Here is a 24,088-nt window from a genome sequence, read left to right as displayed (position 1 = left end):
ATGACCCGTCACGATGCAACCCGCGTCATCCGCGCCGCCACCGGCACCACGCTCACCGCCCGGAGCTGGCTCACCGAAGCGCCGCTGCGCATGCTGATGAACAATCTGGACCCGGACGTGGCCGAGCGCCCGCAGGAGCTGGTGGTCTACGGCGGCATCGGCCGCGCCGCGCGCGACTGGGAATCCTTCGATGCGATCGTCGCCGCGCTCACCCGCCTGGAGGATGACCAGACCCTGCTGGTGCAATCCGGCAAGCCGGTCGGCGTGTTCCGCACGCATGCCGATGCGCCACGCGTGCTGATCGCCAATTCCAACCTGGTGCCACGCTGGGCCACCTGGGACCACTTCAACGAACTGGATAAAAAAGGTCTGGCGATGTACGGCCAGATGACCGCCGGCAGCTGGATCTACATCGGCGCGCAAGGCATCGTGCAAGGCACCTACGAGACCTTCGTGGAGATGGGCCGCCAGCATTACGGCGGCAACCTATCCGGGCGCTGGTTGTTCACCGGTGGCCTCGGCGGCATGGGTGGCGCGCAGCCGCTGGCTGCGGTGATGGCCGGCGCCTCGTGCCTGGCGGTGGAATGCCGCCGCTCCAGCATCGACATGCGCCTGCGCACCGGCTACCTGGACACCTGGACCGACGACCTGGACGAAGCGCTGCGCCTGGTCGAGGAATCGTGCACGGCCAAGAAGCCGATGTCGGTCGGCCTGCTCGGCAATGTCGCAGACGTGCTGGACGAACTGCTGCTACGTGGAGTCAAGCCGGACCTGCTGACCGACCAGACCTCCGCGCACGACCCGGTCAACGGCTACCTGCCGCAGGGCTGGACGGTGGAGGAATGGGACGCCAAGCGCGTGTCCGCACCGAAGCAGGTGGAAGCGGCCGCGCGCGAGGCGATGGCCAACCACGTCCGCGCCATGCTCACCTTCCATGCCCTGGGCGTGCCCACCGTCGACTACGGCAACAACCTGCGCCAGATGGCGCTGGAAGCAGGCGTAGACAACGCATTCGACTTCCCCGGCTTCGTGCCCGCCTACATCCGGCCGCTGTTCTGTCGCGGGATCGGGCCGTTCCGCTGGGTCGCGCTCAGCGGCGATCCGGACGACATCGCCAGGACCGATGCCAAGGTCAAGGAACTCATTCCCGACGATACGCATCTGCACCGCTGGCTCGACATGGCGGCCGACAAGATCGCCTTCCAGGGCCTGCCTGCGCGGATCTGCTGGGTCGGTTTGGGTGACCGCCACCGGCTCGGTCTGGCCTTCAATGCGATGGTGCGCAGCGGCGAGCTCAAGGCGCCGGTGGTGATCGGCCGCGACCACCTGGATTCGGGCAGCGTGGCCTCGCCCAACCGCGAAACCGAAGCCATGGCCGACGGCTCGGATGCGGTCTCCGACTGGCCGTTGCTCAACGCGCTGCTCAATACCGCCTCCGGTGCCACCTGGGTGTCGCTGCACCACGGCGGCGGCGTCGGCATGGGGTTTTCGCAACATGCCGGCATGGTCATCGTCTGCGACGGCAGCGAGGCCGCCGACAGGCGCCTGGAGCGCGTGCTCTGGAACGACCCGGCCACCGGCGTGATGCGCCACGCCGATGCCGGCTACGCCATCGCCACCGACTGCGCCAGGCAAAAAGGCCTGGATCTGCCGGGGATTCTCGGCTGAGGATCCTCGGCCGCGGTTTCGCCGGCAGCGTGTACGCTGCACGCTGTCGGCACTTACCACGCCTACATCACCGGTGCTAGGCGCGCTGTCCGCAGCACGCGCCGACTGGCCGCTACATTCTGTCAGCGGCTTTCATTTCCATCACTGTCTACTGGCAGGCCGATGCAGCAGCAGCCAGCAATGCGTCGTCATCGAGCGCCGGCGCCGCCCCGCTTGCCGGATAGGCGGCTGCGATCGCCTTCGCCGCGCGATCGGCGTGCGCCTGGATATACCACTGCGATGACGGCGGCAGCGAACGCCCGCGCACCGCCTGCTCGAAGCGATACTGTCCCCAATAGATCGCCAGTGGTTCTTCCAGCGCGTTGAGCGGGTTCGGCAAGCTGGCCGCACCCGGACACAGCCGCATGAAGTTGGCAGCGAGCAGGCGTTTACGCGCCGATGGTTGCCCCGCAGACAGGTGATGACTCAATTCGTGCAACACGATCGGCGCCCAGTCCATCGAGGCCGTGCCGGTGAGCGCATCATGCTGCGAATACAGCAGCATGGTGCGTCCGCGTACCTTGGCCTGGGTGGTGTCCGGCTCCGGCCACCACACGAATCTTGACTGGAACAGCACAGGCTCCGGCACCGCAAAGAACGCCCGCATCTGCGACGCCAACCGCGCAACGGCGGGGTTGGACAGTTCCTCGCGCAGCATGCGCGCCTGTTGCTCGAAACGGGGGGCCGCTGTGACCAGCCGCCTGGCGCGTGGAACGAAGCGGGCAAGATACGCACGCAGCATCGCCTGGTCATCCGCCGACTGCTCCGCAATGGCGGCGCCCGCTGCGGCCTCGAATTCTGCATTCCCGAGGAAATGCCGCGAGAAAGAATCCACATCACGGGTGGCCTCTGGCGCAAACACACGGTCAAGCACCTCCGGATCGTCGCCCTTTGCCAGCCCCGAGGTGCGGCGGCGGAAATCTGCATAGGCGACCAGTGCTGCGTGATCGGCCTGATCCAGCCCTCCATGGGTTTCGAAGTAATTGCGATACACGGGCACCGTAAAACCCGGCAACCAGTCCGACAGGTTATCCAGCAGGTTGAACAGATCCGTGGCTTCGCTGTAACCCACCTGCACCGGTGTCGATGACGGCACGGGTGGCGCGGCATGCGCGGTGGCATACAGCAACGCCCAGATCAGTCCCACTGCGCCGATGCCCCGCAGCGTTGGCGGCCAGCGGTCGATCCATCTGCGCATGCAAGGCTCCGGGCTGGCGAGTGCGCTGATTCGAGCATGCCTGGATACCGCCCGCCACCTGCCGTTCGTCAGGGGGCAGTGAGAGCTTCCGGCATCAGGATGCAAGCGGGGACATCGTCGTCCATCACATTCCCGACGATTGCCCTCAAGTCCGCGGCGTGCAGGCCGACAAGGTATGCAACGTTTTGAGGAATCTCCATGGGCATCTTGATCTACCTGGTGCCTGCATTCGCGCTCTGGGCGCTGATTGCCACCGTGCTGGCGTTCGTGCGTGGGCGGCAGCTGCGCGCCGAATCCGGCCAGCTCGCCAGCACGCAGGACAGCCTGGCCCGCTACCAGGCCGCGCTCTCGCAGCTGAAGGCGCGTGCGGCCGCCAGCGCGCTGGAACTGGAATCGCTGCAGCGCAGCTATACCGTGCTCAAGCAATCGCTGGAACAGCGGGAACAGACAGCCGCCGAACAGGCGCCGGCCGCTGACAGCCAGGTGATTCCGATGGTGATGGTGCAGCGGCTGGATATCGCCAACGAAATCGGCACGTTGTTCACGCACGTCGCACGGGTGGCACGCAGCCTGCGCCGCTACAGCGCCTACAGCCGCGGCCACACGGCGCCGGAACCGGCCACGGCCCGCTACGACCTGCACTGGCTGGCCGATTGCCTGCACAGCTTCGACCAGATCGGTTATGCCTTGTTGCGCGGCAATGTCGCAGCGCTGATCACCGCCTGCCAGGACCTGCTGTCGATGTACGACCATTACCTGAAGGATGGGTCCGGCTATAACAGCCGCGATACCTTCCAGCGCCTGGGCAGCGATGTGCCGCTGTCGGATGCCACCGATGCCATCCGCTCGATCATCGTCAAGGCGACGCTCGCGCAGGATGTGCGCGATGCGGTGATGGAAGATGCGGCCGCTGCCAACGTCGGGTGATTTGGGAATCGGGAATCGGGAATCGGGAATCGGGAATCGGGAATCGTAAGAGCGTGGATGCGGGGTTCTGTCGGGTCAACAGGTAGATGCATGTTGTTTGGCCACGATGCGATTGCCCATGAAAAAAGCGCACCGCTTGCGGTGCGCTTTTCGTTTCAGGCTTCGGAAGTGGCTAGCAAGCCTCAGCTAGCGCATTCGCTCGCTGCGTGCATCACGGTGCCTTTTGCGGCAGCGCGTAGGCCACCACGGCATCACCTGCAGGCGTCTCCATGAAGTGGTGGCCGCCGGCCATGATCACCAGATACTCGCGGCCGTTGTAGGCGTACACCATCGGGTTGGCCTGGCCACCGGCCGGCAGCTTGGCATGCCACAGCTCCTTGCCGGTGGCCAGATCGATGGCGCGGATCAGGTCGTCGGTGGCTGCGGCAATGAAGATCAATCCGCCGGCCGTCACCACCGAACCGCCATTGTTCGGCGTGCCGATCTCGATCGGCAGACCCGAACGGATACCGAACGGACCATTGCCGCGCGCGCTGCCGAATGGGCGGTCCCACAGCGTCTTGCCGCTGGCCAGGTCGATCGCACGGATGCCGCCGTACGGCGGCTGCTTGCACAGCAGCTTGGTGAACGGCAGACGCCAGCCGGCGTTGACGTTGATCGCATACGGCGTGCCGGCCTGCGGATCGCCCGCGCCTTCTGCGCCACCGGCATCGCCGCGCACTTCATCGCGCGGCGCCCAGCCCAGTTTGTCGGCCTTGGCGCGCGGCACCAGCAGGTTGTAGTTGGGCATGTCGTTGTAGTTGGCCACGATCACGCCGCGCTGCGGATCCACCGACACGCTGCCCCAGTCCGAACCGCCGTTGTAGCCGGGATATTCGATCGAGTGGCGGTCGGCTTCCGGCGGCGTGTAGATGCCCTTGTAGCTGGCCTTGCGGAACTGGATGCGGCAGACCAGCTGATCGATCGGCGTCATCCCCCACATGTCGCGCTCGGTCAGATCCGGCTTGCGCAGCGTGTGGTACAGCGAAAATGGCTGGGTCCTGGCACGCATCTGCGGCTCCACGCCGCCACCCGGTACTGCACGTTCCTCCACGCCCACCAGCGGCTTGCCGGTGCGCCGGTCCAGCACGTACAACTCGCCCTGCTTGCTCGGCAACAACACCGCCGGCACGTTGACGCCGTCCTTGGGGAAGTCGATCAGGCTCGGCTGCGAGCCCAGGTCGTAATCCCAGGTATCGATATGCGTGGTCTGGAAATTCCATACCGGCTTGCCGGTGGTGACATCCAGCGCCACCAGCGAGGTCGCATAGCGATTCTCCTGCGGCGTGCGCGAGCTGCTCCAGTAATCGGCGGTGGAGTTGCCCATCGGCAGATACACATAGCCCAGCTGTTCATCGGCCGCGGCGGTGGTCCACATGTTCGGCGTGCCACGCGTCCAGGTCTGGCCCGGCGGCGGTGCGCCGTTCCAGTCCGGATGGGTCATGTCCCAGGCCCAGCGCAATTGGCCGGTCACCGCATCGAAACCCTCGATCACACCGGACGGCTCGTAACGCTTCTGCCCGTCCAGTACCTGATGTCCGGTGACCACCACGCCGCGCACGATGGCGGGCGGCGAATTGATCGACACATACCCCGGCGGCGTCTGCCCCATGCCGGCGGTGATAGCGACCTGGCCGTTGTTGCCGAAATCCGTACACGGCTTGCCGCTACGTGCATCCAGCGCGATCAGGCGGCCGTCCAGCGTGCCTTCGATGATGCGCGTGCGGCACAGCGCCGACGCATCGGCCGCCGCCGCTGCCGCGGCATCGTTGGCCGCCGCCGGCACCTGGTAGTACGACACACCACGGCAGGCGGCCGTATACGGAATCGCCTCGTCCTTGACCTTGGGGTCGTAGCGCCAACGCTCCTTGCCACTGGCGGCATCCAGCGCGATCACCTGGTTGCGCGCGGTGCACAGGTACAGGCTGTCGCCCACCTTCAGCGGCGTGGTTTCTGCACCCCAGCGCTTGCTCGGCAGGTCGCCGGTGTGGAAGACCCAGGCCTGCGTCAGCTGCGCCACGTTGTCGCGGTTGATCTGCTGCAGCGGCGAATAGCGCTGCCCGGCCTGGCTGCGTCCGTACGCGGCCCAGTCGTCGTCGGCAGGTGCATTGGCCGGTTGCCCATCAGAGACTGCAGGCGATGCAGACGCACTGCGCTTGACCAGGCCCGCAGCCATGCCGGCAGCATGTGCCAGCACACCATCGGCCTCGGTCACTCCAAACGGCACGAAGGCGAGCGCGAAGGCCACCACGAACACCGCTGCCAGGACGCCGGCCACGCTGCGCGACACCGCGCGCGACACCGGGCGCTCCAGCTTCGGCAGCAGCAGCGCCAGCACAAACGCCAGGCCGACGATCAAGCCCAGCCGCGGCACCCAGCGCCAGTAGTCGCGGCCCGATTCCCACCATGTCCACAGCAGTGACGCCGCCACCACGGCGGCAAACCACCATGCGCCCGCATTGCGACCGCGAAACAGCAGCACGCCGGCAATCAGCAAAGCCGCGCCCGCAGGCGCGTAATACCAGGAGCCGCCCAGCGCGGCCAGCCACACGCCGCCTGTCAGCAGCACGGTGCCCAGCACTCCAATCACGCCTCCCAACGTCGCCAGCGCCCAATGGCCGCGACGGGAAGGACGATGCAATGTCGTCATCAGTTGTTCCTCTTCGATCTGCGGCGACGCAACGCCGCCGCACCACCAACAACCTTCGACCCGCCACGGTGAAAAAGCCGCGTTCTTTGCGACCGCCGTCGAAAAACACTGCGTTGCAGATGTCACCGCGTGCAATAAAAAACGCCGGCTGTGCGCCGGCGTTTTTCTTCAACTGCGTTGCTCGCCTGCTGCGATCACGCTTCGGTCGGTGGCAGCTCGCCTGTGCTGGCTGCCGGTACGCCCGCTGCATCGTCCAGCACATCCTCGGCCTCCTCCAGCGAGGCATCCAGGCGTTCGACCGCCTGCAGCTTTTCGCCCTTGGACAAGCGGATCAAGGTCACGCCCTGGGTATTGCGACCCACGCGCGAGATCTCCGAACCGCGGGTGCGCACCAGGGTGCCGCCATCGGAAATCAACAGCACTTCGTCGGTGGCGCCCAGCAGCACCGCACGCACCAGCTTGCCGTTGCGTTCGGTGGTCTGGATGCCGATCACGCCCTGCGTGCCGCGCCCCTTGCGCGGGTACTCGGTCAGCGGGGTGCGCTTGCCGTAGCCGTTCTCGGTGGCAGTGAGGATGTAGGCCATGTCGTCGCTTTCGGCGCCTTCGATCACCTCTGCCTCGACGCCGTCCGTGCTTTCCACCACGTCCTCGACACCCTCGTCCTCGGCATCGCCTTCGATGCCGCCGGCACGCTCGGCCACGATCAGGCTGACCACCTCTTCGCCCTTGGTCAGGCGGATGCCGCGCACGCCGGTGGCGGTACGGCCCATCGAGCGCACCGTGGATTCGCCGAAGCGCACGGTCTTGCCGTTGGAGGCGAACAGCAGCACGTCGCGATCACCATCGGTCAAGGCCACGCCGACCAGCGCATCGCCCTCGTCGAGGTTGATGGCGATCTTGCCGCGTGCCAGACGGAACGCGAATTCGCTCAGCGGAGTCTTCTTGACCGTGCCGTTGCGCGTGGCAAAGAACACATAGCGGTTGTCGGCGTACTCGCGCACCGGCAGCACCGCCTGCACCCGCTCGCCCGGTTCCAGCGGAATCCAGTTGATGATCGGACGACCACGCGCATTGGAGCCGGCCTCCGGCAACTGGTACACCGGCAGCCAGAACACCTTGCCGCTGCTGGTGAAGGTCAGCAGCGTGTCATGCGTGTTGACCAGCCACAGCTGGTCGATGAAATCCTCTTCCTTGGTCGCCGCCGCAGACCGGCCACGGCCACCACGGCGCTGCGCACGATACGCGCTCACCGGCTGGCGCTTGGCATAGCCGGCGTGCGAGAGCGTCACCACCACGTCTTCCGGCGAAATCAGGTCCAGGATGTCCAGATCTTCTTCGCTGTGGCGGATCTCGGTGCGGCGTTCGTCGCCGTACTCCTCGCGAATATTGATCAGCTCGTCGCGGATCACCTGCAGCAGCACGTCCGGGTTTTCCAGGATGCGGATCAGGCCCTGGATCACCTCGAGCAACTGCTTGTATTCGTCGGTCAGCTTCTCCTGCTCCAACCCGGTCAGGCGATGCAGGCGCATTTCCAGGATCTGCGAGGCCTGCACTTCACTGAGCTGGTACAAGCCGTTGGCCAGGCCCACGCCCGGCGCCAGGTCTTCCGGCTTGGAGGCTTCGGCACCGGCAGCGCCCAGCAGCGCGCCCACCAGACCCGGTTCCCAGGTCTTGGCCAGCATGCGCTCGCGCGCTTCCTGCGGATTGGCCGAGGTCTTGATCAGCTCGATCATCTCGTCGATGTTGGCCAACGCGACGGTCAGACCTTCCAGCACATGCGCACGCGCACGCGCCTTGCGCAGCTCAAAGATGGTGCGGCGGGTCACCACTTCGCGGCGGTGGCGGATGAACGCCTGCAGCATCTGCTTGAGGTTCATCAACTGCGGGCGGCCGTCGATCAGCGCCACCATGTTGATGCCGAACACCGACTCCATCTGGGTCTGCTGATACAGGTTGTTGAGCACAACCTCGGCCGACTCGCCGCGCTTGACCTCGATGTAGATGCGCATGCCGTCCTTGTCGGACTCGTCGCGCAGCTCGCTGATGCCTTCGAGCTTCTTTTCCTTGACCAGCTCGGCGATCTTCTCGATCAACCGTGCCTTGTTCACCTGGTACGGGATCTCGGTGACGATGATCGCTTCACGGCCATTGTCGGCCACTTCCACGTCGGCCTTGGCGCGCATGCGCACGCGGCCACGGCCGGTGCGATACCCGGCAGCAATGCCGGCGGTGCCGTTGATGATGCCGGCGGTGGGGAAATCCGGGCCGGGGATGTACTCCATCAGGCCTTCGACATCCAGTTCCGGCGTGTCGATCAAGGCGATGCAGGCGTTGATCGCCTCGGTCAGGTTGTGCGGCGGGATATTGGTGGCCATGCCCACCGCGATACCGGCCGAGCCATTGACCAGCAGGCTCGGGAACCGGGTCGGCATGACCGTCGGTTCCAGTTCCTTTTCGTCGTAATTGGGCTGGAAATCGACGGTTTCCTTGTCGATGTCGGCCATCAGCTCATGCGCCAGCCGCGACATGCGCGACTCGGTGTAACGCATCGCCGCGGCGGAGTCGCCGTCGACCGAACCGAAGTTACCCTGGCCGTCCACCATCATGTAGCGCAGCGAGAACGGCTGCGCCATGCGCACCAGCGTGTCGTACACCGACTGGTCGCCGTGCGGATGGTACTTACCGATGACGTCGCCGACGATACGCGCCGACTTGAAGTAGGCCTTGTTGCTGTGAGCGCCCAGCTCGTGCATGGCGTACAGGACGCGGCGGTGCACGGGTTTGAGGCCATCACGGGCATCGGGGAGTGCGCGGCCCACGATCACGCTCATCGCGTAATCGAGATAGCTCTTGCGCATCTCGTCTTCCAGATTGACCTGGATGATTTCCTTGGCGGTTTCTGCCATTCGGGTTCCGTAAGTGAGGTGGCGGGCCAGCCGGAAAGCCGCGTCGGGGGCGCCTTGGTCACAGGCTGCCGACCCCACGCTCCCGCCGATCGATTCAAGCCCCGGATTGTATCACGAAGGGGCACCACGATGCCGCCGGTTTACCGGCCAGAAACAAGCACTTGCAGGATTTTGACGGGACGATGCGGCGATAGCGCGCCGCACTGGCCTCAGCCGCCGAACGCCGCCTGCATGCGCGCCGGGTCCGGCTGCACGATCACCCCGCGTTCGGTGACGATCGCATCGATCAGGCTGCCGGGGGTGACATCGAACACCGGATTCCAGGCATGGATGCCATCGGCCACGGTGCGCACGCCGCCGACCCCGAACAACTCGCCCGGATCGCGCTGCTCGATCTCGATCTGCTCGCCGCTGGCGGTGTCCATGTCGACCGTGGACGACGGCGCCACCACCATGAACTTGACGCCGTGGTGGCGCGCGGCGATCGCCAGCTGGTAGGTCCCGATCTTGTTGGCGGTATCGCCATTGGCGCAGATGCGGTCGGCGCCGACGATGACCCACTGCACCAGCCCGGACTTCATCAGATGCGAGGCGGCCGAATCGGCGATCAGGGTCGCGTCGATGCCGTCCTGCTGCAGCTCCCACACGGTCAGGCGCGCGCCCTGCAACCACGGCCGGGTCTCGCCGGCAAACACCTTGGCGATGCGCTGCTGCGCCACGCCGGCGCGGATCACGCCCAGCGCGGTCCCGAAACCGGCGGTGGCCAGCGAACCGGTATTGCAGTGGGTCAGCACGCCGCTGCCGGTGTCGATCAACGCCGCACCAAGCGCGCCCATCTGCCGATTGGCCGCCAGGTCTTCATCGGCAATGGCCTGCGCCTCGCGCGCGATCACTTCGCGCCAGTCGGCGCCGGCAGCGCCCAGCACGCGACGCATGCGCATCAGCGCCCAGGCCAGATTGACCGCGGTCGGACGCGCGGCATTGAGCCGCAACAGCGCCGGTTCGAGTTTCTGCAAGGCCGCACTACCGTCCTCGGCAGCGATGTCGCGCGCCGCCAGTACCACGCCCCACCCGGCCGCGATGCCGATCGCCGGCGCTCCGCGCACGGCCAGCGAATGGATCGCCTCGGTCACGGCGTCGCTGGTGTCGCAACGCACATGCTCGACCACGAACGGCAGCTTGCGTTGGTCGAGCAGTTCCAGGGCATCGCCGGTCCACAGCAGGGGGCGGATATGGTCGTAGCGGGCGTAGTCGATATGGGCGCTGTCGTTCATGCGGACATTGTAAGTCATGCCCTGCCTGCAACCACGCACGCCGACCGTCGTGACTGGGTCCTTGCCCGCTCACCACCGCGGGACCTTACGCGGCATGGATGCCGCGTGCGCCCACACGGACGTATTTGCGGCGTGTCCTGCGATGGTGGGCGGGCGGGCCCCGCAGCAAACTTACAGCGTCGAGGGCGCGGTGCCCTCACCGCTTGCGGGACACGCCGTGAACCCGTCCCTGGGGGCTCGGTGGCGGCATCCATGCCGCACACGGTCCCGCGACCGGCAAGGACACCGCGCCAGACAATTGGTCGGCGCTCAACTGAAAAGCTGTCTGTCGTGCGGTGAGCATTGAGACGGGGGGCCGATACGTCACGATCAAACAGGGCGCATCCAGCACTGCTCTTCCATGCACACCTACCATCTCGCTTGGTCCTTGCCCGCTCACCGTCGCGGGACCTTACGCGGCATGGATGCCGCGTAAGAGCCTACAAGGACGTACTTGCGGCGTGTCCCGCGAGGGTGGGCGGGCAAGGACCCTGCAGCAAACTGACAGCGTCGAGGGCGCGGTGCCCTCACCGCTTGAGGGACACGCCGTGAATCCATCCCTGGGGGGCTCGGTGGCGGCATTCATGCCGCCACACGGTCCCGCAACCGGCAAGGACACCGCACCAGACAGGTGGTCGGCGCTCATCTGAAAAGCTGTCTGTCGTGCGGTCTGCATCAGACCTGGGGCCGCTGCTTCATGATCGGACGAGGCGCATCCAGCACTGCTCTCCCATGCACACCGACCCTCTCGACCGGTCCTTGCCCGCTCACCGTCGCGGGACCTTACGCGGCAGGGATGCCGCGTAAGAGCCTACAAGGACGTACTTGCGGCGTGTCCTGCGATGGTGGGCGGCCAAGGGCCCTGCGGCCAAGCCGCAGATCGTCCTCCCTACAGCCGTTAAATCCGCAACCCGCTCAATCACCTCTCAAGACAACCGAGGGCTTGAGTTGTTGATCAATTCTCTCAGTCGACGATGAACTCGGCGCGGCAGCCATCGTTGACCCAGACGCCGTCGCGGCTCCAGCCCCAGGTCTGGCCTTCCACGCATTCCTTTTTGGAGAGCTGCCGGCCCACACGCACCCGGCGCTCCACCGAGACGCCGCAGGTGCGACGTGCACCCTTTTTCGATTCGCAGGTCACCATGCGCGGCACTGCCACGAAGCCGGAACCGTCCTCGGCAGCGACTTCGAATTCGCCATCGCAGCCGCGCGAAACCCAGATTTCGTTACGGCGCGCGCCCCAGCTGCGGCCTTCCTTGCACGGCCAGACAGAGCGCTGGCGCAGCAAGCGCACTGGCGCACCACGCAGCACCACCGGGCAGACCACCTTGCCACCGTTGGAATCGCAGCGCACCACGCGGCGCATCTGCGGGGCCTGCGACGCGCGCGCGCTGGCAAACTCCGCACGGCAGCCCTGTTCGACCCACACGCCATCGCGTTCGACATCCCACTCGCTGCCGCGGATACAGCTGGTTTCGGACAGCTGGCGCACCAGTTGAATGCCATGTTCGGTATCCATCGCGCAATGCACGCGTGCCATGTCCTTGGACTCGCAGCGCACCACACCGGAGACGCGATCGACCGCGCGCGCATCGGCGAGCATCAGCAGCGGCACGCACCACAAACCGCATAAGCTGATCAGCCACTTCATGCCGACAATCCTCACCCAAACACACTCTGCGCCGCGCCCCCCGTGGACGCCACGATGAGAGCATCATCGATGTGAAGATAGCAGTACGGGGGACATGACAGCGGGATGCCAGCGGGCCACACCGTGCGCGACGAGGCCACGCCGGGGCCACTGCAGGCCTTGTCGGGGTCAGGCGCGGGCGAACGCGAAGGCCAGCACATCGGCAATCTGCGTGGTGTTACGCATGGCCATCAACAGCCGGTCCACGCCGACCGCCACGCCGGCGCAGTCGGGCAGTTGCGACAGCACTGCCAGCAGCCGCTCATCCACCGGCAGCTGCGGCAATCCGCGCGCCGCACGCACCGCATTGTCGCGCATGAAGCGCGCACGCTGCTCCTGCGCATCGTTGAGCTCGTGGTACCCATTGGCCACCTCGTAGGCGCCCAGATACAGCTCGAAGCGTTCGGCCACCGGCGGATCGTCATGGCGGATGCGCGCCAACGCGCACTGGCTGGCCGGCCAGTCGTGCACCACGGTCAGCGTGTCGCTGGCAAAGCCCGGCTGGAGGCGATGGGTCATCAGCAGATCCAGCCAATCGTCGCGGGTCAGGCCATCCGGATCGATCGCGACATCGTGCAGCGGTGCACGCAGCGTTTCGATCGGGTCGTGCAACGGGTCGATGCCCAGTGCCTGCACGAACAGCGCGCGATAGCTCAGTACCTGCACCTGCGCCTGGCGCCCGACCAGCGCAAGCGCGCGGCGCACCAGCGCGATGGTTTCCTGCGCCAGCGCGCGATCGTCCCAGCCCACCCGGTACCACTCGAGCATGCTGAACTCGGGATTGTGGCGGCCGCCGGCCTCGCCGTTACGAAACACCCGCCCCAGCTCGTAGCAATCGCCCACCCCGGCGGCCAGCAGCCGCTTGAGCGGATATTCCGGCGATGTGCGCAACCAACGCACCGGCGCGCCGGCATCGACATGGCCGCTGAAGCGCGTGCTGAAACTGTCGATATTCGGCTCGGTGTTGCCGGCCTCCGACAGCACCGGCGTCTCCACTTCCAGCACGTCGCGCTCGGCGAAGAAATCGCGGATCAGCGCATTGAGCCGCGCGCGTAACCGCAACGCGGCCAGGTCGACCTGCGCTGCATTCATGGCTGCTGGCCGTGCTCGCCGAGGAAGGCCAGCAAGCGCGCCTCATCCCAGATCTCCACACCCAGCGATTGCGCCTTGTCGAGCTTGGACCCGGCCTCTTCGCCGGCCACCAGAAACGCGGTTTTCTTGGAGACGCTGCCGGCGACCTTGGCGCCCAGCGCTTCCAGCCGTTGCTTGGCCGCATCGCGGGTGAGCGCAGCCAGGGTGCCGGTGATCACCACGGTCTGGCCGTCGAGCGGGCCCGTTTGCAGCGCATCGGCTGCGGGCAGACGCGACAGCACCGTTTCCATCGCCTGTTGCGCGGCGCTGGCCAGGGCCGCGTTTTCCGGCCGCTCCAGCCATTGCAGCAACGACGCCACCACCGCCGCCGGAACGCCTGCCTGCAGCAAGGCATCGGACCCCGCATTGCGCAGCGCGTCGAACGAAGCCACCGCGGCAGCCAGCTGCTGCGCACGCACCGGCGTCACCTTGGGGATATCCATGTCTTCCAGCACGCTGGCAAAGCTCAGCGCCTCGCGCAGCTTGGGCGATGGCGGATGCGCATCGCCGATGCGCACGCCACGCTGCAGCAGGTCGTCGATGGCCTGCTGATTGCCGGGCTGGTCGAGGAAGTGCCCGAGCGAACGCGCCACCTCGCCACCGATGTCCGGCACGCGCTTGAACAGCGGCCACGGCAGATGGCGGATCAGTTCCAGGTCGCCGAACCACGCCGACAAGGCCTTGGCGGTGCTTTCGCCGACATGCTCGATACCGAGCGCGAACAGGAAACGCTCCAGCGTGGTATCGCGCGATTGCGCGATCGCCGCGATCAGGTTTTCCGCCCACTTGGTGGCGATCTTCTTGCGGTTCCAGTCGAACGCCGGCAGGCCGGCGCGCAACAGGTCCGCTTGCCAGGTGTGCGGCACCTCGCGCTCGCCGGCCAGGTCCACACCGATGCCGACCACGGTGGTTTCCAGCTGGCCATACGCACCGCTGGCCAGATGCTCGCGCGCCTCGCGCAGGAACGCATGCGGGCTCTCGGCGGTGCTGATCAGGCGCAGTTGCAGCAGCTGGTCCACGGTGAGCAGATACAGATCGGCCACGCCCTGCACCACACCGCTATCGACCAGCACCTCGATGAATTTCTCGCCCAGGCCATCGACATCCATCGCGCGGCGCGAGACGAAATGCCGGAACGCTTCCTTGCGCTGCGCCGGGCAGGTCAGCTCGCCGGAGCAGCGCCACACCGCCTCGCCCTCCTCGCGCACGATCTCCGACCCGCACACTGGGCATTGCGTGGGCATCTGCCATGGCTGGGTGCCGGGTGGCCGTTGATCGGCAACCACGCCGGCCACCTCCGGAATCACATCGCCGGCACGCCGCACGATCACGGTATCGCCCACGCGCACATCCAGCCGCGCGATCTGGTCGGCGTTGTGCAAGGTGGCATTGGTCACGATCACCCCGGCCACGTGCACCGGCTTCAGCCGCGCCACCGGCGTGGCCGCACCGGTGCGGCCGATCTGGATCTCGATTGCCTCCACCGTGGTGGACTGCTCCTGCGCCGGGAACTTGTGCGCAATCGCCCAGCGTGGCGCGCGCGCGACAAAGCCCATCTCGCGCTGGCCGGCCAGATCGTCGAGCTTGTAGACCACGCCATCGATGTCGAAGGGCAAGCCATCGCGCGCTTCACCGATGCGCTGGTAGTAGGCCAGCAGGCCCGCGCTGCCCTGCACCACCTCGACCAGGGCGCTGACCGGGAAACCCCACGTGCGCAACTGCGCCAGGATTGCCGAATGCGTCTGCGGCAACGCACCTTCGCTCACTTCGCCCACGCCGTAGGCAAAGAAACTCAGCGGGCGCTGCGCCGTGATGCGCGCATCCAGCTGGCGCAGCGAACCGGCGGCGCCATTGCGCGGATTGGCCAGCACCTTGCCACCGTGCAGGCGCATCTGCGCGTTGTAGGTCTCGAAGGCGGCGCGCGGCATGTACACCTCGCCGCGCACCTCCAGTACCTGCGGCCAGCCTGCGCCACGCAGGCGCAGCGGAATCGCCTTGACGGTGCGCAGATTGGCGCTGACATCCTCGCCGGTGGCGCCGTCGCCGCGCGTTGCGCCCTGCACGAACTCGCCGTTTTCGTAGCGCAGGCTGATCGCCAGGCCATCGAGCTTGGGCTCGGCCGAGAACAGCGGCTGTTTCACCTCCAGGCGCTCGCTGATGCGCCGCACGAACTCGGTCACTTCCTCGTCGCTGAAGGCATTGCCCAACGACAGCATCGGCAAGGCATGCCGCACTTCGGCAAAGCGCGAGGCGGCCAGGTGGCCAACGCGCTGGGTCGGCGAATCGGCGCTGGCCAGCTCCGGATGCGCTGCCTCCAATGCCTCCAGTTCACGCATCAGGCGGTCGTAGTCGACGTCGGCCATCTGCGGCTCGTCGAGCACGTGATAGCGGTAGTTGGCGTCCTCGATACGATGACGCAGGTCGTCGATACGCTGCGCGGGGTCCGGGCTGACAGTCATGCGATCGCTGGGCTGGCTCTGGGCCGCCCATTCTAACGGGCCGTGCCGGGGTGCAAGTGCGGCCGGGCAGCTGGCAAACCGTGCGACAGCGAGCCCTGCAGCGATTTTCCCGATAGGCAGACAGGCGCAAACCCGCTAGCGTGGCGCCCTCTTTGCCTGTTCGCCTGGAGCTTACCCGTGTCGTTGCCTGTCTCGCGCCGTTCGTTTCTCAGCCTCGCCAGCGTTGGCGTGGCAGTTTCCGCACTGGGGCTGCCCCCTGCGGCCGAGGCAGCCCGCAAACGCGCGGCTGCGCCGGCCAAGCCCGGCGTGGCGCCGGCAGCGGGCGCGGTGTTTCTCAACCTCAACGAGCATCCGCTTGGCCCCGCACCGGCCGCACTGGATGCCGCAACCCGCTCGCTGGCACGCGCGGGCCGCTATCAGGTCGAGATGGAGCAGGACCTGCGCAATCTGATGACCGGCGAGCTGCAGCTGCCCGGCGACCATCTGGCGTTCTTTCCCGGGTCCAGGGATGCGCTGAATCGTGCCGGCAGCCTGTTCACCTCGGCGCGTGCCGGGCTGGTGGTGGCCGACCCGAGCTTCGATCCGATCGTCGACAGCGCCACCGCCCGCGGCGTGCCGGTACGCAAGGTGCCGTTACGGGCCGACGGCGCCCATGACGTCAAGGCGATGGCCAAGGCCGACCCGACTGCTGGCCTGATCTACCTGTGCAACCCCGGCAACGCCAGCGGCGCCATCACCCCGCGCGCCGACATCGAGTGGCTGCTGGCCAACAAGCCGGCCAGCGCCGTGCTGGTGGTCGACGAAGCGTATATCCACTACAGCAACGAGCCGTCCGTGGCCGACCTTGTGCGTCAGCGCCAGGACCTGATCGTGCTGCGCAGCTTCTCCAAGCTCTACGGCATGGCCGGCCTGCGCCTGGGCGCCGCGCTGGCGCCGCCGGGGCTGCAGACCAAGCTCGCCAGCCTGGGCAGCAACCCGCTGTCGGTCCCGGCAATGGCCGCCGGCATCGCCAGCCTGCGCGACCCCCAGCTGGTGCAGACCCGTCGCGCGGAGAACGCCCGCGTGCGCGACGACACCGTCGCCTGGCTCAAGACCAAGGGCTACACCTGCCTGCCCACGCAGGCCAACTGCTTCCTGCTCGACGTCAAGCGCGATGCCGGCGTGTTCGCCGATTCGATGCAGAAACAAGGCGTCATCGTCGGCCGCAGCTGGCCGATCTGGCCCAAGCGCGTGCGCGTGAGCGTCGGCACCGAGGCGGAGATGCTGCGGTTTCGCGAGGCCTTTGCCAAGGCGAAGCGCTGAGCGCACGGCGCTGGGTAGTCATCCCTTCTCCCATCGGGAGAAGGTGCCCCGAAGGGGCGGATGAGGGTGCAAGCGAAGCCGCGTGCCGTCCAACTACCCCAGGGCTTCGCCCCGTGCCCTCACCCCAACCCCTCTCCCGCAGGAGAATGGCTTTGATGCCCTCTCCTGCGGGAGAGGGAACTCACCAGCGCGGCGACTTGGTCAGCGGCGGAGCCTGGTGCTGGCGGTCGTAGGCGCGCAGCTCGTCGCGGATATGCGCCACCCGTTGACGGCCCAGCGCATTGCGACTGTCGTCCAGCACCACGCCGTCGAGCAGTTCGGCCATGCGCTGCACGGTCGGCAGCATCTTTTCCCAGGCATCCAGCGCGGTCATCGGCGCCGGCAAGGTGAGGAAGAACGCAATCGCCGGGGTCTGCATCTCGCGGATGTTGGCCATGTCGAAACTGCCGGGCTTGAGGATGCTGGCCATGCTGAAGATCGGCCCGCGCTCCGGATGCCCTTCCACCAGGCGGTGGAACACATTCATGTGCCCGAACACCAGCCCGGTCTTCTCGGCAGCGACGACAATGTCTTCTCCGCGCAGGACCTGGCCGGCCTTGGCGGCAACGAACAGCGACACGATCTTGTCGAAGTCCTGGTTCGGGCGCTTGCCGACATCGTTGCCGCCGGCCGCATCGGCATCGTCCAGGTTCAGTTCGCTTTGCTCAGCGCCTTCACTGCGCGCGAACGGGTCGCCCTCCACGCCGGGCTCGCCGGAAATGACCGGTTCGCGGCGCTCGCGCGGCTGCCCGTCGTCCTTGTCGACCCGACGGCCTTGCGGCGATTTTTTCGGGCGACCAAACAGGAAGATGGCCGCGACCAGCAGCAGTCCAGCGATCAGGATCCCGATCCGGATCATGGCCATGTCGGACATTCAGCGTGCCTCCGCATAAGAGTGACAGGTGTCGATATTCCAACAAGCATGGCACGTCATGCCGCACCCGCCAAACGTGCGGCCTCTTCCAGGTCCACGCTGACCAGGCGGCTGACGCCCGGCTCGCGCATGGTCACGCCCGAGAGCTGACGCGCCGCCTCCATCGTTGCCTTGTTGTGACTGACGAACAGGAACTGCACCTTCTCGCTCATTTCCCGCACCATGTTGGCCAGCCGGCCGACATTGGCTTCGTCCAGCGGTGCGTCCACCTCGTCGAGCAGGCAGAACGGCGCCGGATTGAGCTGGAAGATCGCAAACACCAGCGCCACCGCAGTCATCGCCTTCTCGCCACCGGACAGCAGCGAGATGCTGGACACACGCTTGCCCGGTGGGCGCGCCATGATGGTCACGCCGGTATCGAGCAGGTCTTCGCCGGTGAGTTCCAGATAGGCGTGCCCGCCACCGAACAGGCGTGGATACAGCGCCTGGACGCCGGAATTGACCCGGTCGAAGGTGTCCTTGAAGCGGCCGCGGGTTTCGCGGTCGATCTTGCGGATCGCCTCTTCCAGCGTCTCCAGTGCAGTGTTGAGATCCAGGTTCTGTGCGTCCAGATATTCCGAACGCTGCGCAGCCTCGCCGTACTCCTGGATCGCGGCCAGGTTGACCGGCTCCAGCCGCCGCATGCGCCCGTCGATCTGGCCGACTGCCGCTTCCCACTCGGCCACGTTCGCTGCTTCCGGCAATCCATTGACGACGTCCTCGAGCACGAAGCCGGCTTTCACCACGGCGGCCTCCAATTGCTCTGCGCTGAGCACCAGCGCCTGCTGATCGAGCTTGCGCTGCGAGATGCGCTCGCGCTGGGCCAGCGCCTGTTCGTCGCGCTGCTGACGGGTCTGCTCATAGCTGCGCAGCTCGCCATCGATGCTCTCCAGCATCGTGCGCGCCTCGCTCAGCAGGCGCTCGGTACGCACACGCTCGCTCAAGGCGGCCTGATGCTCGTGTTCCAGCGTTTCCACCGGCGAGTCGCCGTCGCTGAGCTGGGCGACCAGATCCTCCAGGCGCGTATCGAGCTGGCCGCGCTGGCTGTCCATGCGCTCCAGCGTCTGGCTCAGCGAGGTGATCTGGGTGCGTTGCGATTCCAGCGTGAGCGCCAATGCGTGCATCGCATCGCGCACGCCACGTGCGGCATCGCGGGCCTGGTCGCGCGCATCGGTGAGCTGGCGGCGTTCGTTCTCCAGCGCCTCGCGGGTCCCTTTCAGATCGCCCATCAGGGTCACCGCGTCTTCGAGCTTGGCGCGTGCCTCGCGTGCCTGCTCGCGGCTGGTGTCCAGCGTTTCCAGCAGCTGCGACAATTCGTTTTCGATGCGTTCGATGCGCGTGCGCGCGGCATCGACCTTGCCCTGCTGACTCTGCAGCTGGCCGGCCAGTTCGGACACGCTGCGATGCGCCATGTACAACTGGCGCTGCGCATCTTCGCGCTGCTGTTCGGCCGCCAGCAGCTGCTCGCGGAAGCTGCCCAGGCGCTGTTCAAGCTCGGCTTCGCGCTCCTGCAGCGTTTCGATCTGCGCGCGCAGTTCCTGGATCTCGCGCTCGCGCAGCAAGGCGCCCTGCTTGGCGGCGCCGGAACGCGATACCCGTACCCAGCCCTCGCCCAGCCGCTCGCCGCTGCGGGTGATGACCGAATCGCCCTCGGGCAGGCTGCGCTGCAGCGTACGTGCCGCGTCCAGATCCTCGGCCGCGTGCAGGCGCGCGAGCAGGCGACGGATCGCGATCGGCCCCTGCACCTTGGCCGCCAGCGAGGTCGGCGCAAATGTCGCGTTGTCGTCGGCACTGGACACCAGCGCGATGCGGCCATCACCCAATTCGCCCAGCGCATCGACCAGTTGTTCGGGCGCCTCCACCAGCACGCCTTCGATCAACTGCCCCAAGGCGCCTTCGACCGCGTTTTCCCAGCCGCTTTCGACCGTGATGCGCTCGCCCACACGCGCGGCAGAATCCAGCCCGCGCGAGGTCAGCCACGCCACCGCCGCGCCCTGCTCCTGGCCGAGTGCGGCCTGCTGCAAGGTTTCCAGCGACGACAGCCGGCCACGCGCGGCCTGCGCCTGCTTGCGCACCTCGGCCAGCTCGCCCTGGCTGGCGCGCTGTTGTTCCTGCAGCCCGCCAAGCGCGTGCTTGCGCGCTTCGACCTGCTCGGTCAGCCCGTCCAGCGAAGTCTTCTGGGTTTCGTGGCGCAGCTCGATCTGCTCGAACGCCTCGGCCAGCGCGTCCAGATCCAGCCCGGCGCGCTCGTTGACCAGCGCTTCGCGGCGGCGTTCGGCCTCCAGCGACTGGCGATCGAGATAATCCACACGCGTGCGCTCCACCTCGCCGGCACGCGAGGCTTCGCCGGTGTCGCGGTTATGGGTTTCCCAACGCTGCTGCCAGTCGGCCAGGCGCGCCTCGGCCTCGCGTAGCGACTCCTGGCGGAATTCGTGGTCTTCGCGCAGCTGTTCCAGCTGCGGTTCGGCAGCGTCCACCGCCTCGCGCAACACCGCCAGCCTGGCCGAGTCGCCGCTGATGTGCTGGGTCAGTTCCTGCAGTTGGCTCTGCGCCTCGTCGCGCGCCTTGTGCAGGCGATGCGAGAGCTCGCGCTGGTGCTGGATCTGCTGCTCGATGCGCGCCAGCGCGCCACCGACCTGATAGACATCGGCCTGCGCCTTGGCCACCGCTTCGGCGGCTTCCTCGCGACGCGCGCGCCCGGTTTCGATCCGCGCCTCGGCATCGCGCTGTTCGGCGATCAGCTGCTGCAGCCGGGTCTCTTCCTGATTCAGTTTTTCGCGCAGCCCCTGCAGCCGGCCATCCAGGCCGCGGTATTCCAGCGCCTTCCACTCGGCGTCCTTGATCCGGCGCTCTTCCTGCAAGGCCTGATACTGCTCGGCCTGGCGCGCCTGGCGTTGCAGATGCGCCAGTTGCTTGGTGATCTCTTCGCGCAAGTCGCCGAGGCGATCGAGGTTTTCGCGGGTGTGCCGGATGCGCGTTTCGGTTTCCTTGCGGCGCTCCTTGTACTTGGAAATGCCGGCGGCTTCTTCCAGGTACACGCGCAGGTCTTCCGGGCGCGCCTCGATGATCTGGCTGATCATGCCCTGCTCGATGATCGAGTAGCTGCGCGGGCCAAGGCCGGTGCCCAGGAACAGGTCGGTGATGTCGCGGCGCCGGCACTTGGTGCCGTTGAGGTAGTAGGCGCTGTTGCCGTCGCGGCTGACCAGGCGCTTGACCGAGATCTCGTTGAACGAGGCAAACTCGCCGCTGATGGTGTGATCGGAATTGTCGAAGATCAGCTCCACCGTCGCCTGCGACACCGGCTTGCGCGCCGAGGAACCGGAGAAGATCACGTCGGTCAGCGAGTCGCCACGCAGGCGGCTGGCCGAACTTTCGCCCATCACCCAGCGCACCGCGTCGATGATGTTGGACTTGCCGCAGCCATTGGGTCCGACGATGCCGGTCATGTTGGTGGGCAGGTGCAACGTGGTCGGGTCGACGAACGACTTGAAACCGGACAGTTTGATCGTGGACAGGCGCATGGGGCTGAAGGTTCCGGGCACCGCACGGGCGAGGCCGGCAGGCGCTTTTTCCTGTGAAGCCGACACCTAAGCCCTTGATCCACAAGATCTGCAGGCCGTGGAACCGGCAATGGAACACGAGTATAGCGGGCCTGCCATCGTTGGCGCGGCCGCAGAAAGACGAAGGGCGCCCAACAGGCGCCCTTCGGGTACAGCGTGCAGCGTGGATCAGGCGTCGGATTCGACGATGACCTTGACCGAGGTTTCCACATCGGCGTGCAGGTGCAGCACAACGTCGTACTCGCCGACATTGCGGAACGCGCCTTCGCCCAGGATCACTTCGCTCTTTTCCAGCGGCAGGCCGGCGGCGGTGAACGCCTCGGCGATGTCGCGCGGACCGACCGAGCCGTACAGCTTGCCTTCGGTCGACGCATGCGCGCCGATGGTGACGCTGGCGCCTTCGAACTTGCCGGCGCGGCTCTGGGCATCGGCCAGGATGGTGTTGGCCTTGGCTTCGTAATCGGCACGCTTGGCTTCAAACGCTTCGACGTTGGCAGCGGTGGCCGGCACGGCCTTGCCCTGCGGCACGAGGAAGTTGCGGCCGTAACCCGGCTTGACGCTGACCTTGTCGCCCAGGCCGCCGAGATTGGTCACTTTCTGCAGAAGAATCAGATCCATGGTGGTGCTCCGTTATTCGTTAGCGCCGGCGCTTTGGCCGACGCAACGTTTGCTGTCCGAAAAGACGGGATTCGGGAATCGGGATTTGGGAATCGCAACAGCACGATCAACACCGCATCTCGAACGACCGGCCTCTATATTTTTAGTAACCCGCACATGGATGTGCGGGCTTTTGTGAGGGACCCACATACAACTGAGGGACTCACATACAACCGTGCGGGCTATTCCGAGGGACTCGGATTAAACGTCGTGATTGTCCGTGTACGGGATCAGCGCCAGGAAACGCGAGCGCTTGACGGCCGTGGCCAGCTGACGCTGGTACTTGGACTTGGTGCCGGTCACGCGGCTCGGCACGATCTTGCCGTTCTCGGTGAGGTACTGGCGCAGGGTGTTGAGATCCTTGTAATCGATCTCCTTGACGCCCTCGGCGGTGAACTTGCAGAACTTGCGACGACGGAAAAACTTGGACATGACAGCGCTCCTTAAGCGGCTTCGGCGTTGTCGCCGTCGGTATCGGTGGCGGCAGGTGCAGCATCGCCCTCATCGTCATCACGACGACGACGCTCGCTACGCTCGGGCTTGTCGCCCTTCTCGTCCTTGCTCTTCATGATCAGCGACTGCTCGGTGTCCGGGCCGTCGCGCTTGACGACCAGGTGACGCAGCACCGCATCGTTGAAGCGGAAGCTTTCCACCAGCTCGCTCAGCACGGCCTGGTCGACTTCGATGTTGAGCAGCACGTAGTGCGCCTTCACCAGGTTCTGGATCGGGTAGGCCAGCTGACGACGGCCCCAGTCTTCCAGACGGTGGATGGTGCCGTTACCGCCCTCGATCAGCGACTTGTAGCGCTCGATCATGGCCGGGACCTGCTCGCTCTGATCCGGGTGGACCAGGAACACGACTTCGTAATGACGACTCATGTTGTATTACCTTTCGGATGTGGCCACGTGGGCCGGACAGCTCCCCGGTGACCCGCGCGAGGCGGCCGGTGGAGCAAGGGTTCCCGCCCGGAACCGGGCAGGAAGCAGGAAAGTATGGCAGTTCAGGCGCTTAGCCGCAACCAACCGGGCCGCCAGGAGGTTTAAAGCCCCTCTCCCATCGGGAGAGGGGTTGGGGTAAGGGTCGGGTGGCGAAGCCCGCGCAGAATTCGAAGGCTCACGGCTTCGCCCGTGCCCTCATCCGCCCTTCGGGCACCTTCTCCCCAGGGGAGAAGGGACTCCAGTGCCGGTGGTCTCAGCCGGGCTCAGCGGTGCTCGGCGTCGGTCGTGAAGCTTTCCCCGCACCCGCACTCGGCGGTCGCGTTGGGATTGTTGAAGGTGAAGGTCTCGCTGAGGCCGTGCTTGCCGAAATCGATGCAGGTGCCATCGACCAGCGGCAGGCTGACCGGGTCGACAAAGATGCGCACCCCCTGCTGCTCGAACACCGCATCGTCGTCGCGCTTCTCGCGCGCCAGGTCGGTGACATGGCCCCAACCCGAGCAACCGGTCTTGGTCACGCCAAAGCGCAGACCCAGCGTCCCCGGGGTCTGCTGCACGAAACGCTGCACGCGCTCCAGCGCGGCGGGGGTGAGGCTGATGGCCATGGGAGATGCTCCGGAAACGATGGTGAAACACTGGTGGCAAGTATAGCGAGGCTGCAC

The 24,088-nt window shown here is 66.4% G+C and carries 16 protein-coding genes; 3 read left to right on the top strand and 13 right to left on the bottom strand.

Annotation, left to right across the window (positions count from 1 at the left end):
• On the top strand, positions 1–1,668 hold the full coding sequence (gene hutU / locus EO170_RS15400) for a urocanate hydratase (protein ID WP_119129124.1): 1,668 nt from the start codon (positions 1–3) through the stop codon (positions 1,666–1,668).
• Between the two features lie 148 nt (positions 1,669–1,816).
• On the opposite strand, the gene EO170_RS15395 is transcribed toward hutU, so the two are convergent.
• The gene (locus tag EO170_RS15395; RefSeq protein ID WP_126946232.1) at positions 1,817–2,905 is read right to left on the bottom strand and encodes a hypothetical protein; all 1,089 of its coding nucleotides are present in this window, start codon (positions 2,903–2,905) and stop codon (positions 1,817–1,819) included.
• 198 nt (positions 2,906–3,103) lie between these two features.
• Here EO170_RS15395 and EO170_RS15390 point away from each other — a divergent pair, with 198 nt between their 5' ends.
• Positions 3,104–3,832, top strand: a complete 729-nt coding sequence (locus EO170_RS15390) for a hypothetical protein (protein ID WP_104582817.1) — start codon at positions 3,104–3,106, stop codon at positions 3,830–3,832.
• Positions 3,833–4,043: 211 nt separating this feature from the next.
• Here EO170_RS15390 and EO170_RS15385 read toward each other — a convergent pair whose 3' ends face one another.
• From EO170_RS15385 to ligA, 6 genes are all read right to left on the bottom strand, one after another.
• Positions 4,044–6,521 carry a membrane-bound PQQ-dependent dehydrogenase, glucose/quinate/shikimate family gene (locus EO170_RS15385; RefSeq protein WP_126946229.1) on the bottom strand — a complete coding sequence of 826 codons (2,478 nt, stop codon included), beginning with the start codon at positions 6,519–6,521 and terminating at the stop codon, positions 4,044–4,046.
• 194 nt (positions 6,522–6,715) lie between these two features.
• Complete coding sequence (gene gyrA / locus EO170_RS15380) at positions 6,716–9,427, bottom strand: DNA gyrase subunit A (protein ID WP_126946226.1); 2,712 nt, start codon at positions 9,425–9,427, stop codon at positions 6,716–6,718.
• 209 nt (positions 9,428–9,636) lie between these two features.
• A complete protein-coding gene (gene mtnA / locus EO170_RS15375; RefSeq protein WP_126946323.1) occupies positions 9,637–10,701 on the bottom strand; it encodes an S-methyl-5-thioribose-1-phosphate isomerase in 1,065 nt (354 codons plus the stop codon).
• A 1,003-nt stretch (positions 10,702–11,704) separates the two neighbouring features.
• A complete protein-coding gene (locus EO170_RS15365) occupies positions 11,705–12,391 on the bottom strand; it encodes a DUF3011 domain-containing protein (protein WP_126946223.1) in 687 nt (228 codons plus the stop codon).
• A 168-nt stretch (positions 12,392–12,559) separates the two neighbouring features.
• On the bottom strand, positions 12,560–13,522 hold the full coding sequence (epmA, locus tag EO170_RS15360; protein ID WP_126946220.1) for an EF-P lysine aminoacylase EpmA: 963 nt from the start codon (positions 13,520–13,522) through the stop codon (positions 12,560–12,562).
• Positions 13,519–16,020, bottom strand: a complete 2,502-nt coding sequence (ligA, locus tag EO170_RS15355) for an NAD-dependent DNA ligase LigA (protein ID WP_126946217.1) — start codon at positions 16,018–16,020, stop codon at positions 13,519–13,521. The genes epmA and ligA overlap by 4 nt, the downstream gene beginning before the upstream one ends.
• A gap of 177 nt (positions 16,021–16,197) precedes the next feature.
• On the opposite strand from ligA, the gene EO170_RS15350 reads away from it, so the two are divergent.
• Positions 16,198–17,322, top strand: coding sequence for a pyridoxal phosphate-dependent aminotransferase (locus EO170_RS15350; protein ID WP_126946214.1), 1,125 nt, complete (start codon positions 16,198–16,200; stop codon positions 17,320–17,322).
• Positions 17,323–17,503: 181 nt separating this feature from the next.
• Here EO170_RS15350 and zipA read toward each other — a convergent pair whose 3' ends face one another.
• The 6 genes from zipA to EO170_RS15320 form a co-directional block, all read right to left on the bottom strand.
• Positions 17,504–18,235 (bottom strand): cell division protein ZipA, encoded by a 732-nt coding sequence (gene zipA, locus EO170_RS15345; RefSeq protein ID WP_104648445.1) that lies wholly within the window; start codon positions 18,233–18,235, stop codon positions 17,504–17,506.
• Between the two features lie 56 nt (positions 18,236–18,291).
• Positions 18,292–21,795: a chromosome segregation protein SMC gene (gene smc / locus EO170_RS15340; protein ID WP_126946211.1), complete on the bottom strand. Its 3,504-nt coding sequence runs from the start codon at positions 21,793–21,795 to the stop codon at positions 18,292–18,294.
• Positions 21,796–22,002: 207 nt separating this feature from the next.
• Complete coding sequence (gene rplI, locus EO170_RS15335; RefSeq protein WP_016904199.1) at positions 22,003–22,452, bottom strand: 50S ribosomal protein L9; 450 nt, start codon at positions 22,450–22,452, stop codon at positions 22,003–22,005.
• Positions 22,453–22,692: 240 nt separating this feature from the next.
• The gene (gene rpsR, locus EO170_RS15330) at positions 22,693–22,923 is read right to left on the bottom strand and encodes a 30S ribosomal protein S18 (RefSeq protein ID WP_005991243.1); all 231 of its coding nucleotides are present in this window, start codon (positions 22,921–22,923) and stop codon (positions 22,693–22,695) included.
• Between the two features lie 11 nt (positions 22,924–22,934).
• Positions 22,935–23,369 (bottom strand): 30S ribosomal protein S6, encoded by a 435-nt coding sequence (rpsF, locus tag EO170_RS15325; protein WP_006451585.1) that lies wholly within the window; start codon positions 23,367–23,369, stop codon positions 22,935–22,937.
• A gap of 323 nt (positions 23,370–23,692) precedes the next feature.
• Entirely contained in the window at positions 23,693–24,031 is a 339-nt protein-coding gene (locus EO170_RS15320; RefSeq protein ID WP_126946208.1) for an iron-sulfur cluster assembly accessory protein, read from the bottom strand.
• Between the last annotated feature and the right edge of the window lie 57 nt (positions 24,032–24,088).

The sequence above is a fragment of the Xanthomonas sp. BRIP62409 genome (assembly GCF_003992965.1).
GTDB classification, from domain to species: Bacteria; Pseudomonadota; Gammaproteobacteria; order Xanthomonadales; family Xanthomonadaceae; genus Xanthomonas; species Xanthomonas euroxanthea.
This window is presented reverse-complemented; position numbering and strand designations above follow the sequence as displayed.